Below are 13,143 nucleotides of genomic sequence, written 5' to 3'. Positions count from 1 at the left end.
GGGGGACCCCCTTCATGCACGCTGATCTCTCCCGTCTCACCTTCCGGCCGGAGCGGCACTACTCCGCGGTCGTCGCCCAGCAGGGCCGCGTCCAGCTCGACGCCGACGCCAACGAGCAGACCGCGATCCAGCTCCACCAGGCCCGCACCCTCGCCGCCGACCTGATCGGCCGCTACGGCGGGCCGCGCGACGCGGCGGGCCGGGACATCGCGGGCTTCCGCATCGATTACGTGGGCGGCAAGCTCGACATCGACACCCTCCACATCCAGGGCGGCCACTACTACGTCGACGGCATCCTGGTCGACGCGACCCGCCCGGCGCCCGGTGAGCCCGTACCCGACGAGGAGGGGGACGAGGACACGCCGGCCCTGCCGCCGTACTGGACGTACTGGGACCAGCCCGACGCCTTCCGCGACCCGGAGCGCGACCGGCTGCCCTCGCCCGCGCAGGAGCCGTTCGTGGTCTACCTGAACGTGTGGGAGCGGTCGGTGAACGCGGCCGAGGACCCTGCACTGCGCGAGGTCGCCCTGGGTGCCGCGATGCCGGACACCGCGGCCCGGGTGAAGGTGGTCTGGCAGGTACTGCCGCTCTCCCTCGCCGAGCTGGCGATCGAGAACACCGACCTGTCCAAGGACGTCGTCCGCGCGGCCTTCGACAAGTGGGCGCAGAAGCAGTCCCTGTCCTCGGGCCGCCTGGCCGCCCGCAGCGAGCGGCCCGACCACGCCGACGAGGACCCGTGCCTGGTCAGGCCCGATGCCCGCTACCGCGGAACGGAGAACCAGCTCTACCGCGTCGAGGTGCACACGGGCGGCGAGGCGAAGGACGCCACCTTCAAGTGGTCCCGGGAGAACGGTTCCGTCGTCTTCCCGGTCGACGAACTCGACGGCACGTGGGTGCAGTTGGCGTCCCTCGGTTACGACGACAAGCTGGACCTGGACGTCGGCGACTTCGTCGAGTTCACCGACACGGCGTATTCGTCGCGCCTGGAGGCCCTGCCTCTGCTGCGGGTCGAGGAACTGGACCTGCCCGGCCGCCGGGTCCGGCTGTCCGCCGAGCCCGAGCAGGGTGTGGGACGGCGGCCCGAGCTGAACCCGTTCCTGCGCCGCTGGGACCACCAGGAGGGGGCCCGCCGCAAGGGGCGTTCCACCTCCCTGAAGGGCGGCGCGGTGCCGGTGACCGAGGGCGAGTGGCTGCCCCTGGAGGACGGCGTCGAGGTGTACTTCGCCAAGGGCGGCGGCTACCGCACCGGCGACCACTGGCTGATTCCCGCGCGCACCGCCACCGGCAGCGTCGAATGGCCGACCGACCCGGCGCGCCGCCCGCTGTTGCAGCGACCCGCCGGCATCACCCGCCACCTCGCCCCGCTCGCCCTGGTCAAGGGCGAGGAGGGCGCCGTCGACCTGCGCCTCGGCTTCCGCCCGCTGGCCAGCAGCATGCCCGCCGCGGACGAGGCGGCGCTCGCCGCGGAGGCACAGGCACGCCGTGAGGAACTGGCGGCCGAGGACCCCTCGCACGGAAGGTCGCAGACCACCGCGGAAGCGGAGGCAGCCGTGGACGGAGACGAGTGATGGCCACACCCATGAGCGCGTCCAAGCTGGTGGAGATCCTGCGCGCCGAAGGCGTTACGGTGATCGAGGTGCGCAACTGGCGCCACCACAACCGCAACACGAAGGGTCCCTGGGGTCCGGTCAACGGCGTGATGATCCACCACACCGTCACCTCGGGCACCGACCACTCCGTGAACATCTGCTACGACGGATACCCCGCCCTGCCCGGTCCCCTCTGTCACGGCGTCATCGACAAGCAGGGCCACGTCCACCTCGTCGGCAACGGCCGCGCCAACCACGCAGGCCTCGGCGACCACGACGTGCTGCGCGCCGTCGTCAACGAGTCGAGACTGCCGCACGACAACGAGGCCGACACCGACGGCAACCGGCACTTCTACGGCTTCGAGTGCATCAACCTCGGCGACGGCAGGGACCCTTGGCCCGAGGCCCAGAAGGAGGCCATCGAGAAGGTGTCCGCCGCGATCTGCCGCCACCACGGCTGGAGTGCCGCGTCGGTCATCGGCCACAAGGAGTGGCAGCCGGGCAAGGTGGACCCGCGCGGCTTCACCATGGACGGCATGCGCAGGCGGATCGCCGAGCGACTGGCCGGCCGGGGCGGCGGGGGCGGCACTGAGCCCGACCCGAAGCCCACCCCGTCCAAGCCGTCGTACGCACCCTTCCCGGGCGCCGGCTTCTTCCACGACGGACAGAAGTCCCCGGTGATCACGGCCATGGGCAGGCGCCTGGTCGCCGAGGGCTGCGGTCACTACGAGGAGGGGCCGAGCCCCGAGTGGACCGACGCCGACCGCGAGTCCTACCGGGCCTGGCAGCGCAAGCTCGGCTTCAAGGGCAGGGACGCGGACGGCATTCCGGGCAAGGTCAGCTGGGACAAGCTGAAGGTGCCCGCGACCTGAGAGCCCGTGTGAACTCTCCGGCCCGCCCGCCTACGCCGACTCGGCGTTGGTGGGCGGGTGTGCCGGACGCGCCGGGATCTGCGTGGGCAGGGGCGGCAGCGCCGAGCCGTACACCCAGGCGGCGAACAGGTCGTCCAGCGGTTCGTCCGCGAACCGGCCGGCATGGGCCGTGAACGTCGTGGTCGTCACCGCCCCGCCCCGGTGCAGCCCCGCCCAGCCGCGCAGCATCCGGAAGAAGGCGTCGTCGCCCATCGCGCACCGCACCGCGTGCACGGTCAGGCCGCCGCGCTCGTAGAGCCGGTCGTCGAACATCGACTTGCGGCCGGGGTCGGCCAGCCGGAGATCCTGCGGCTGTGAGGACAGCAACCGGTGTGCGGCGGCGGCGAGTTGCTGAGCGCTGCGCCCGCCCGAGCGTTCCGACCACAGCCACTCGGCGTACTTGGCGAGGCCCTCGTTCAGCCATATGTGCCGCCAGTCGGCGATGGACACGCTGTTGCCGAACCACTGGTGCGCCAGCTCGTGAGCGACCAGCCGCTCCGAACCCCGCGCCCCGTCCACGTGGTTGGCGCCGAACAGGGACAACCCCTGTGCCTCGACGGGGACATCGAGTTCCTCGTCGGTCACCACGACCGCGTACTCGTCGAACGGGTACGGCCCGAACAGCTCCTGGAACAGGTCCATCATCTGGGGCTGGCGGGCGAAGTCCCGGGAGAACTCCGGGAGCAGATGCGCCGGGATGTGCCCGTGCTGCGGCACTCCGCCCGGACCCGGGTCGCCGAGCAGCACCGTCTGGTACTTGCCGATCGCCAGCCCCACCAGATAGCTCGACGTGGGCGCCGGCTGCTCGTACACCCAGGTCGTCGTGGACGCCTTGGTCGTGCGGGTCAGCAGCCGGCCGCCCGCCACCACCGCGTACGCGGACGGTGTGGTGATCGAGATCTGGTACGCGGCCTTGTCGGCGGGCCGGTCGTTGCACGGGTACCAGGACGGCGCCCCGATCGGCTGGCTCGCCACCAGCGCGCCGTCCTCCAGCTCCTCCCAGCCGAGCCCGCCCCAGGGGCTGGGGACCGGCTTGGGGTTGCCCGACCAGTGGACCTCGACGGTGAACGCGGCTCCGGCCCGGACCGGCTTGGCCGGGCGGATGCGCAGGCGGCCGCCGCGGTGTGTGTAGTGCGGCTGGCGGCCGTCGACCCGGACCCGGCCGATCTTGAACTCGGAGAGGTTGAGGGTGAATTCGGTCAGCGGAGAGCGACCCGCGATGGCGTTGATCCGGGCCGCGCCCGCAAGGCGGTTCGGGCCCGGGCGGTAGTCCAGCGTGAGCTCGTACCGGTGCACCCGGTAACGGGGGTCACCGTGTTCCGGGAAGTACGGGTCCGAACCCGCCGTCTGCTGAACTGCCACTGCCGTTTCTGCTCCCTGCGCGTTCGTGCCACTCCGATCCGCCGGTGCACCGCTCACCGACTCGGAGTGGCCCGCGCTCAGGGACGCCATGCCTCGATCGGGTTGCCCAGCCAACGGGTGTCGTCCGGGACGGACTCCGCGGCCATGACGAGCGACGCGGGACCCAGCGTGGTGCGGGCCCCGATCGTGCTGCCGGGCAGCACGATCCCGCCAGGGCCCAGCGTGGCGCCCTCACGGAGTACAACAGTATCCGTCCGCAAGATCCGGTCGTGGAAGAGGTGCGTCTGCAGGACGCACCCGCGGTTCACGGTGGCCGCGTCCTCCAGGGTCACCAGGTCGGTCTCGGGCAGCCAGTAGCTCTCCACCCACACGCCCTTGCCGATCTTGGCGCCCAGACCGCGCAGCCACGCGGTCATCAGCGGCGTCCCGGGCACCGAACCGGCCAGCCAGGGCACGGCCACGACCTCGACGAACGTGTCCGCGAGCTCGTTGCGCCACACGAAGCCGCTCCACAGCGGGTGCTCCCCGGTGCGGTGCCGCCCGACGAGCAGCCACTTGGCGACGAACGACACCACAGCGGCCGCGGCACCCGTGGTGAGCAGCACCAGACCGGACAGCAGGGGAGCCCAGGGCCCGAGCAGGCACAGCGCCGCCACCGTCAGCACGGCCAGCGCCGCCGAGCAGAACACCGGCACGATCCGGAACAGCTCGACCAGCCCGCGTGCCCACAGCAGCCGAGCCGGCGGGTCGTACGTCAGGCTCTGGTCGCCCGTCTCGGCGCTGCGCGGCAGCTTCACCGGCGGCAGCCCCAGGTAGGAGCTGCCCTTTTTCGCCTTCTTCGGGGTGGCGGACAGTACGCCGACCAGCCCGCCGTCCGGCACGCTCCGTCCCGGCGCGGTCATCCCGGAGTTCCCGAGGAACGCCCGCCGCCCGATCTCCGCGCGCCCGATCCGCATCCAGCCGCCACCGAGCTCGTACGGCGCGGTCAGCGTGTCGTCGGCCAGGAACGCGCCCTCACCGACCGTCGTCAGGCTCGGCAGTGCGAGCACCGTCGACACCTCGGCGCCGCGTCCGATGCGCATCCCGAGCAGCCGCAGCCACACCGGCGTGACCAGCCCGGCGTACAGCGGGAACAGCGTCTCCCGGGAGCGGTCCATCAGCTGCGTGACCGTCCAGGCCTGCCAGCCGATGCGGCTGTGCGTGGGATGCGTGCCCTCGCGCAGGCCCAGGCTCAGCAGCCGTACGGCGACGAGGATCAGCAGGGCGTACGCCAGCCCGAAGGCCAGCGTGGCGGGGACGAGGGCGAGCGCGGCACCGCGCAGGGGCGCGTCCGCGTCGATGAAGGCGTACGCCACGAGGAACGCGGCCCCGCCCGCCAGCAGCGGCAGCGCGGAGAGCACGAGGCCGGTCAGGCCGTACATCACGCGCCAGTACGTTCCGCGCTGCGGGCGCTCCTTGGGCCAGTTGCGCTTGGCCTTGCCGAGCTTGACCGCGGGCGCGCCCGCCCAGCGCTGGCCGGTGGGGATCTGGCCGGTGACGGCCGAACCGGGGGCCACCTCGGCCCGCTTGCCGACGCGGGCGCCCGGGAAGAGCATGCTGCGGGTGCCGACGGTGGCGTGCGCACCCACCTTGACCTGGCCGATCTCCAGACGGTCGCCGTCCAGCCACCAGCCGGACAGGTCGACCTCGGACTCCACGGCCGCGCCCCGGCCCAGCTTGAGCAGGCCGGTGACCGGCGGCAGCGAGTGCAGGTCGACGTCCTGGCCGATCTTGGCGCCCAGCGCCCGTGCGTACCGCTCCAGCCAGGAGCCGGTCAGCGAGGTCGCCCCGCTGAACTCGGCCAGCCGCTCGGCGGTCCACAGGCGCAGATGGACGCTGCCGCCGCGCGGGTGGCGGCCGGGTTCGACACCCCGGAGCAGCAGTCGCGCGCCGCCCGCGGCGATCGCGAGCCTGCCGGGCGGGCTGAACAGAAGCAGGGCACCGGCCGCGATCAGCCACCAGGGGGCGGTCGGCAGCCAGGAGTAGGCGGGCAGCAGCTTCCCGGCGGCGGCCAGCGCGACCGTCCAGCGGAGGCCGAGCAGGGTGAACAGCGGCACGAGCAGCAGCAGCTGGATCACCTTGGCGCGGGTCGGCACCGGGGCGATCGTGCGCCGGCCGCCGTCGTCCTGCGCCGACTTCTCCAGGTGGCGGGCCAGCTTGCGCAGGGTGGGCTGCTGGTAGATGTCGAGGACGGCGGCGCTCGGGTAGCGGGTGCGCAGCTTCGTCGTCAGCTGGGCGGCGGCCAGGCTGCTGCCGCCGATCGCGAAGAAGTCGTCGCGGGCACTGGTGACCGGGATGCCGAGGACTTCCGTCCACTGCTCGGCCAGCCACGCCTCGGTGCCGTAGAGCTGCTCGGCCGGACCGCCCGTCTCCAGGCGCTCCAGGGGCCAGGGCAGCGCGTTGCGGTCGACCTTGCCGCTGGTGCGGGTCGGCAGGTCCGCGACCGGCGCGAGCAGCGGGACGAGCGCGGCGGGCAGCTCGGCGCGCAGCTTCTCGACGGCGGCCGCGTGGTCCCAGCCGTCCTGGGTGACGACATAGCCGACGAGGAGCTGGTTGCCGCCGCGCGCGGTACGCACCGCGGCTGCCGCACCCGCGACACCGGGCAGCGCCTGCAGTGCCGCGTCCACCTCGCCGAGCTCGATGCGGCGCCCGCCGAGCTTGATCTGTTCGTCGGCCCGCCCGAGGAAGACCAGCCCCTCCGGCTCGGCCTTCACCAGGTCACCGCTGCGGTAGGCCCGCTCCCAGCCCAGGGACTCCAGCGGTGCGTACTTCTCCGCGTCCTTCTCGGCGTCGAGATACCGCGCGAGTCCGACGCCGCCGATCACCAGCTGACCGCTGCCGCCCATCGGCACGGGCTCCCCGGCCTCGTCGACGACGGCCAGCTCCCAGCCGTCGAGCGGCAGCCCGATACGGATCGGCTCCTCGCCGGACATGAGCGAGGCACAGGCGACGACGGTCGCCTCGGTCGGCCCGTAGGTGTTCCAGACCTCGCGCCCCTCCGTCACCAGCCGCTGCACCAGCTCGGGAGGACAGGCCTCCCCGCCGAAGATCAACAGACGGACGTCGTTGAGGGTCTCGGGCTCCCACAGCGCGGCGAGCGTCGGCACCGTGGACACCACGGTGATCTCCTGCTCGACCAGCCAGGGGCCCAGGTCGGCGCCGCTGCGGACCTGCGAGCGCGGCACCGGCACCAGACAGGCGCCGTAGCGCCACGCCAGCCACATCTCCTCGCAGGACGCGTCGAACGCGACCGACAGGCCCGCCATGACCCTGTCAGCGGGACCGATGGGGTCGTCGGTGAGGAACAGCGCGGCCTCGGCGTCCACGAACGCGGCGGCACTGCGGTGACTGACCGCGACGCCCTTGGGCTTCCCGGTGGAACCGGACGTGAAGATGATCCACGCGTCGTGCTCGACACCGGGCCGGGCGGCGGGGACGTCGCTGCGCCCGGTGACGGTGAGTGCATGCTCCGCGCCGATGACGGCGCGGACATCCGCCTCGCCGAAGACCAGCTCGGCCCGCTCGTCCGGGTCCTCGGCGTCCACGGGAACGTATGCGGCACCGGCGGCCAGGACGGCCAGGATGGCGACGTAGAGGTCGTTGGTGCCGGAGGGAACCCGGACGCCCACGCGGTCGCCGAGGCCGACGCCGGCGGCGGCGAGCCCGCGCCGCAGCTGCTCCACCTCGGCGGCCAGCGCACGGTAGGTGAGCCGCGTCGTGCCGTCGTCCAGGGCGAGCTCGTCCGGGTACGACCGCACAGATGCGTCGAAGATGTCGACGAGCGTGCGCGGAGAGGCCGCCTGACCTCCCGAAAAACGCGCCGTGTCGCCGAACTGCTGGTGGATCTCAGCGCTGAGCTCATCGTCGAGCAGGCCGAGAGCGTCGCTCTCGTGTATGGCTGCCATCGGTCCTCGCGTCTCGATCCCGGAAGCCTCCGGGGCGCTGGCGGGCCCGCAGGTCTGCCTGGGGTTGTCCTCCTCCAGCTTCCGTAACAAGCCGGAAATTTTAGTACGACGCTAGGTTCGGGGCAGCCGATCGGCCACTCGGGAGGGCTGTTCGGGGTCGTCGGGAACCGCATCTGCCGCTGTGACCTGGCGTTTTCACTCCGAGGAGAGATGGCCCACACAGCGCGTGAGGAGAGCTCCAGCGGCGTGGGAAAGGGCACTTACCCCTGCTGCGGGGAGCGCCGGGCGAGGAACGTCCAGGCCAGGACGGCCGCGGCGAACGACACCCCTGCCACCACCCACAACGCGCTGTGCACGCCCGCTGTGAACGCGTCCCCCACCGCGCCTGTGATCTGGGGTGACGAGCGGCCGGCTGCCTTGCCTCCGCTGCGGGCGACCGAGACCACCTGGTCGATCGCCGGGCCGGGCAAGTGGTGTTCGGCGAGGCGGGCCGGGAGGGTGCCGAGGAAGCGGACGGCGAGAACCGCGCCGAGTATCGCCGTCGCCAGCACCGAGCCGACCTGGCGGAAAGCCGTCACGGCCGAAGAGGCCGCGCCCATTTGGGGGCCCTCGACCACCTCGAAGGCGGCGGCCGTGGACGGGGCGACCACCAGACCGCTGCCCAGGCCCGCGAGGACCAGGCCGAGTGCGGTCACCGCGTAGGAGCCGTCCGGCTGTTGACGCAGCAGCACCAGGGCGGCCGCGGTCGTCACGAGCGAGCCCGCCGCCAGCAGCCGGCCCGCGCGGACCCGTCCCGCCAGGCGCTGCGCCGTGGCCGTCGCCGCGACGAACGCCAGCATCGCGGGCAGCAGCCGTATGCCCGTGTCCAAGGGGCCGAAGGCGCGGACCCGTTGGAGGAAGAGCACCTCAAGGAAGACCACGCCGACGAACACGAACAGGGCGGCCGCCGCGACGCACAACGCCGCCGTGTAGCGGGCGTTGGCCATCATGCGGACGTCCAGCATCGGCACCGCCCTGCGGCGCTCGGTGAGGACCAGCGCGGTGAGGGAGACCGCGGCCACCGCGAGCACGGTGACCACCACCGGGTCGTCGTAGCCGGAACGGCCGCCCACTGCTATGCCGTAGACCAGCGTGGACAGTCCGAGCACCGCCCAGAACTGGCCGGGCAGGTCGAGGGGCCGGTCCGGTACCCGGGACTCGGCGACCGCGCGCAGAGTCACCGCGGTGGTGATCACCGCGAGCGGTGTGTTCACCAGGTAGACCGCCCGCCAGTTCCACGTCTGCAGCAGGGTGCCGCCCAGCAACGGGCCGACGGCCAGACCGACGCCCGAGACCGACACCCACACGGCTATGTAACGCAGCATGCGCGGCAGGTCGACGAAGAAGGTGGTCGTGATCAGGGCGAGGGAGGTGGGCAGGACCAGGGCGCCGCCCAGTCCGCTGATGCCGCGCCCTATCAGGACCTGCGGATAGCTCTGCGCCGACGCCACCACCAGTGAGCCCGCCGCGATCAGGACCGTGCCGGTGAGGAACACCCGGCGCCGCCCGAACCGCTCGCCCAGCGCCCCGCCCGACAGGACGCAGGCCGCAACCACGAGCGTGTACGTGCTGGACACCCAGCTCAGGTCGGCGGGCGCCACCTGCATGTCGACCTGGAGCGCCCGCAGTGTGGAGATGGCAGCGGTCACCTCGATGAACGACATGAACAGGCCGAGACAGGCGGCCAGCAGGACCAGGCGGCCGTGCGGGACAACCGGCGTGGCCGGTGCGCCTGCTGTCAGTGACGTGCCCGTGTTCAGCGGTGCGCCGGCGCTCATGTCGCCTGTGCCTCCCGCTCGGCCTGCTCTGCCAGCCGTCGCTGCGCCTCGTCCCAGGTGATCGGCAGCTGATCGCGCTCGGTGTTCCAGAACACGAACACCGAGCCCTTCATCCCGGGACGCAGCCCGCGCACGCTCCGCGCGTGCGGATCGGTCCCGGAGAAGGCGTTCAGCGCCTCCTGGTCGCGCCACGCCGACAGCGTCCAGAACGTCCTCTTCAGCGGCTCCGCCTTCAGCGAGGCACCCAACAGCCCCGGCGAGCTGCGGACCTGCTGGAATATCACCAGGGACAGCAGGAAGAACCTGGGCACGCCCAGCAGCGAGCGCAGCTCCAGCCGGGAGGCCATGACCAGCGGCGGCCCGGCGGGCTCGGTGCCGTCCTTGGCGGTGCCGGGCATCCAGGGAATCGTCGGCATGAAAGGTCTCCTCGGCTGAGCGGTCGGGAAGGCCGTGCAGGAGCAGGCGGTCAGTTCAGTCGGTCATTCATAAGAGTCCGTGAGCGCCGAATCCCGTACACCCCCGCAGGGGTGAATGCCGCCGCACTACGTGCAGTTGCGCGCACGGGCCCCTGACCGGGCCAGACGAAGTCCGCTCCGGTTCGCCGCGCCCTGAAGGGGCGCGGGGCTGTATCGATGTGCGGCTCCGCCGCGGGGCGCGACCAGCCACGACGGCGCCGCACCCGACCGACGGCACATCGCGGCACCCCCAGCGGAGCGAATTGCGCACACGGAGCCCCGTACGCCCGGATCCGGACAGTCCGCACCGCCCGCCATCGGAGCCTTCGATAGCGCAAATCCAGGCGCCGATGGGCCGATTGACCCCGTTTTCCGGCCCGGCCTACGGTGCTTGTGCGCCGTCCGCCGAGCAACTCAAGGACCGCGACCCCTTTCAGAGGTATCAGCCCTCTGCGCCTCACCGTGACCGTTCCCGAGAACTGTTCGAGCCGAGGTGCAGCCCTGCCATGACCACCCGTGTCGCAGTCGTCGGAGCCGGGATCTCCGGACTCTCCGCCGCCCACCACCTGCCGGACGACGTCGAAGTCACCGTGTACGAGAGCCAGGACCGCCCCGGCGGCCACGCCCACACCGTGGAGGTCGACGAGGGCGGCCGCACCATCGGCGTCGACACGGCCTTCGTGGTCTTCAACGCGCGGACGTACCCCGAACTCACCGCCTTCTTCGAGAAGCTCGGCGCACCGGCCCTCGACCACACCGGCGGCTTCGACTTCTTCGACCTCGACCGCGGACTCGACTACGGCACCGCCGAGTTCGAGCTCTCCGAGGACGAGATCGCCGCCCGCTACCCGGCCGACTTCCTTCCCCTGTGGCGCGACGCCGAACGCTTCCACCGCGAGGCCCCGAAGGACTTCCTGCGCAAACGCACCGACCTCTCCCTCGGCGACTACCTGGACCGCGGCGGCTACAGCGACGCCTTCAAGTACGGCTACGTCGTCCTGCTCGCCACCGCGGTCTGGTCGGTGCCCGCCGAGCTGATCTGGGAGATGCCCGCGACCACGGTGATCGCCTTCTTCATGTCCCACGACCCCGGCGGCCTCGGCGGCCGCTCGGTGGCCTGGAAGACCGTGTCGGGCGGCAGCATCGAGTACGTCCGCCGCGTCGTCGCCGGCGTCAACGGCAAGGTCCGCACGGGCGCGGAAGTGACCCGCGTACGAGAGGACGGGGACGGTGTCCTCGTCGGCACCGCCGCCGGCGAAGAGCGCTACGACTACGCCGTCCTTGCCGCGCACGCCGACCAGACCCTCGCCGTACTGGAGCAACCAACCCCGCTCCAGGCGCAGATCCTCGGCAAGGTCCGCTACAGCGCCACCCGGGCCATCCTGCACACCGACCCGTCGAGCATGCCGCCGAACCGGGACCGCTGGCAGAGCTGGAACTACGGCCTGAAGACCGTGGACGGCCGCCCCCGCACCTGGGTCGCCTACTACATGAACTCCCTGCAGGGCTTCACCGCCGAGCACGACTACTTCGTCACCCTCGACTCGCCCATCGTCCCGCGCGACGAACTCGTCGTCCGTGAACTGCCGTTCACCCACCCGGTCATCGACCTGGAGGTGCGCGCCATGCAGCGCACGATCTACGACGTCAACGCCCCCGGCGGCCGTATCAAGCTGGCCGGCTCCTACTTCCACGCGCCGCGCATCGGGGTCGACCTCATCGGCTCCCACGAGGCCGGATTCGTCTCCGGGCGCAAGGCGGCCGAAGCCGTCGCCCGCGAGACACAGACCCGTCACTGAACCGCGAACCGCACAGCACGAACGGACAAGGGGAATCCCAATGCAGCGTGTCACCGCCGAAGAAGCACAGGCCTGGCTGGTCGAGAAGCTGGCGATCCGGCTCGGGGTCGGCCAGGAGCAGATCGATGTCGAGCGCTACTTCGACGAGTTCGACCTCGACTCGACGGAGGCGCTGATCCTCGCGGGCGAGCTGGAGAAGTGGCTCGGCTTCGAACTCGAAGCCACGGCGCTCTGGTACCACCCGACGATCGCCGCCCTGTCCGAGCACATCGCCGAGGAGAGCGACCGTCATGTCGCCGCGGCCTGACACGGCCACCCCGCGTCGACCGGGCGTTGCCCGCCCCCTGTTGACGACGCTCGCACCGGTGGATCCGGCCGCGCGACCGGTCGTCGCCGTCCATCCGGGTGCGCTGCCCGCCACCGCCTGGCAGCCGGTCGCGGCACGGCTGCCCGAGGACCACGCACTGCATCTGTGCGACCTGGGGAACGTCCCGGAGTACTTCGCGGCGGCCCTCGTCCCGACGCTGTCCGTCATCGGCGTCCAGGAACTCGCCCACCGCTGCCTGGGGGAACTGACCGCCGCCGGACTCACCGACCGGCCGTTCACCCTCGCCGGCTGGTCGTTCGGGGGAGTGGTGGCCTACGAGATCGCCGCCCGGCTCGACGCCCAGGGGCTGGGCGACCGCGTCGAGGACCTCGTCGTCCTCGACTCGATCGCACCCGTACCCGCCTTCCAGCGGCCGGACGAACTGCTCCGGCCGGACATGCTGCTCACCTGGTTCGCGATGTACCTGGGCGCCAAGCGCGGCCGCCGCCTCACCCTGGAACCGACGGCCCTGGACGGTCTCGGCGAGGAGGAGGGCCTGGCCGTCCTGCTCACCGCGGCGGTCGAACAGGGAGTGCTGCAGGAAGGCACCGAACCGGCGGGACTGCGCAAGCTGTACACCGCGTTCCACACCGGGCTCGTCCGCAACAACCGGTGCACCGCCGGATATCTGCCCGCCCCGCTCGACCGCACCGTCACCGTCGTCAAACCGGAGCGCTCGCTCCTGCCCGACAGCCCCGACCTCGGCTGGAGCGGCCTCAGCGGCCGTCCGCTGCGGCAACTGGCCGTCCCCGGCGACCACTACACGATGCTCCACGAACCGGAGACCGCGGACGCCCTCGCCGCCCTCCTGGCCACCGGTTCGCGAACCGGCTGACCCCTCAGACCCCTTGACGTACCCGCCGCACACGACCCGCGCGACGCGCAAGCCCGAGAGGACC

9 protein-coding genes are annotated in these 13,143 nt (G+C 71.9%); 5 read left to right on the top strand and 4 right to left on the bottom strand.

Features of this window, described 5'->3' with window-relative positions; translation table 11 throughout:
- Positions 1–14 precede the first annotated feature (14 nt).
- A complete protein-coding gene (locus EDD92_RS10805; protein WP_123964088.1) occupies positions 15–1,568 on the top strand; it encodes a DUF6519 domain-containing protein in 1,554 nt (517 codons plus the stop codon).
- Positions 1,568–2,461, top strand: a complete 894-nt coding sequence (locus EDD92_RS10800; protein WP_123964087.1) for a peptidoglycan-binding protein — start codon at positions 1,568–1,570, stop codon at positions 2,459–2,461. Before EDD92_RS10805 ends, EDD92_RS10800 begins: the two co-directional genes overlap by 1 nt.
- 30 nt (positions 2,462–2,491) lie before the next feature.
- On the opposite strand, the gene EDD92_RS10795 is transcribed toward EDD92_RS10800, so the two are convergent.
- The 4 genes from EDD92_RS10795 to EDD92_RS51035 form a co-directional block, all read right to left on the bottom strand.
- Complete coding sequence (locus EDD92_RS10795; RefSeq protein WP_123964086.1) at positions 2,492–3,862, bottom strand: M1 family metallopeptidase; 1,371 nt, start codon at positions 3,860–3,862, stop codon at positions 2,492–2,494.
- Between the two features lie 77 nt (positions 3,863–3,939).
- Positions 3,940–7,806 carry a Pls/PosA family non-ribosomal peptide synthetase gene (locus EDD92_RS10790; RefSeq protein ID WP_123964085.1) on the bottom strand — a complete coding sequence of 1,289 codons (3,867 nt, stop codon included), beginning with the start codon at positions 7,804–7,806 and terminating at the stop codon, positions 3,940–3,942.
- Between the two features lie 260 nt (positions 7,807–8,066).
- Positions 8,067–9,623, bottom strand: coding sequence for an MFS transporter (locus EDD92_RS10785; RefSeq protein WP_260326474.1), 1,557 nt, complete (start codon positions 9,621–9,623; stop codon positions 8,067–8,069).
- Positions 9,620–10,039, bottom strand: coding sequence for a DUF3291 domain-containing protein (locus EDD92_RS51035; protein WP_260326473.1), 420 nt, complete (start codon positions 10,037–10,039; stop codon positions 9,620–9,622). Before EDD92_RS51035 ends, EDD92_RS10785 begins: the two co-directional genes overlap by 4 nt.
- A gap of 545 nt (positions 10,040–10,584) precedes the next feature.
- Here EDD92_RS51035 and EDD92_RS10775 point away from each other — a divergent pair.
- From EDD92_RS10775 to EDD92_RS10765, 3 genes are read left to right on the top strand one after another with little or no spacing between them, the layout of a single operon-like run.
- Positions 10,585–11,877: an NAD(P)/FAD-dependent oxidoreductase gene (locus tag EDD92_RS10775; RefSeq protein WP_123964083.1), complete on the top strand. Its 1,293-nt coding sequence runs from the start codon at positions 10,585–10,587 to the stop codon at positions 11,875–11,877.
- A 40-nt stretch (positions 11,878–11,917) separates the two neighbouring features.
- Positions 11,918–12,184, top strand: coding sequence for an acyl carrier protein (locus EDD92_RS10770; RefSeq protein WP_123964082.1), 267 nt, complete (start codon positions 11,918–11,920; stop codon positions 12,182–12,184).
- The gene (locus EDD92_RS10765) at positions 12,168–13,079 is read left to right on the top strand and encodes a thioesterase domain-containing protein (protein ID WP_123964081.1); all 912 of its coding nucleotides are present in this window, start codon (positions 12,168–12,170) and stop codon (positions 13,077–13,079) included. Before EDD92_RS10770 ends, EDD92_RS10765 begins: the two co-directional genes overlap by 17 nt.
- Positions 13,080–13,143 lie beyond the last annotated feature (64 nt).

Origin of the sequence: Streptomyces sp. TLI_185, assembly GCF_003814765.1 — a bacterium.
Lineage (GTDB): Bacteria > Actinomycetota > Actinomycetes > Streptomycetales > Streptomycetaceae > Streptomyces.
The sequence above is the reverse complement of the archived record's forward strand: the minus strand, read 5'-3'. Positions and strand labels throughout refer to the sequence as shown.

Coding starts and splice junctions, on each gene's coding strand:
- EDD92_RS51035 (WP_260326473.1), bottom strand. CDS start 10,039: ATGCCGACGATTCCCTGGATGCCCGGCACCGCCAAGGACGGCACCGAG.
- EDD92_RS10775 (WP_123964083.1), top strand. CDS start 10,585: ATGACCACCCGTGTCGCAGTCGTCGGAGCCGGGATCTCCGGACTCTCC.
- EDD92_RS10785 (WP_260326474.1), bottom strand. CDS start 9,623: ATGAGCGCCGGCGCACCGCTGAACACGGGCACGTCACTGACAGCAGGC.
- EDD92_RS10765 (WP_123964081.1), top strand. CDS start 12,168: ATGTCGCCGCGGCCTGACACGGCCACCCCGCGTCGACCGGGCGTTGCC.
- EDD92_RS10800 (WP_123964087.1), top strand. CDS start 1,568: ATGGCCACACCCATGAGCGCGTCCAAGCTGGTGGAGATCCTGCGCGCC.
- EDD92_RS10790 (WP_123964085.1), bottom strand. CDS start 7,806: ATGGCAGCCATACACGAGAGCGACGCTCTCGGCCTGCTCGACGATGAG.
- EDD92_RS10805 (WP_123964088.1), top strand. CDS start 15: ATGCACGCTGATCTCTCCCGTCTCACCTTCCGGCCGGAGCGGCACTAC.
- EDD92_RS10770 (WP_123964082.1), top strand. CDS start 11,918: ATGCAGCGTGTCACCGCCGAAGAAGCACAGGCCTGGCTGGTCGAGAAG.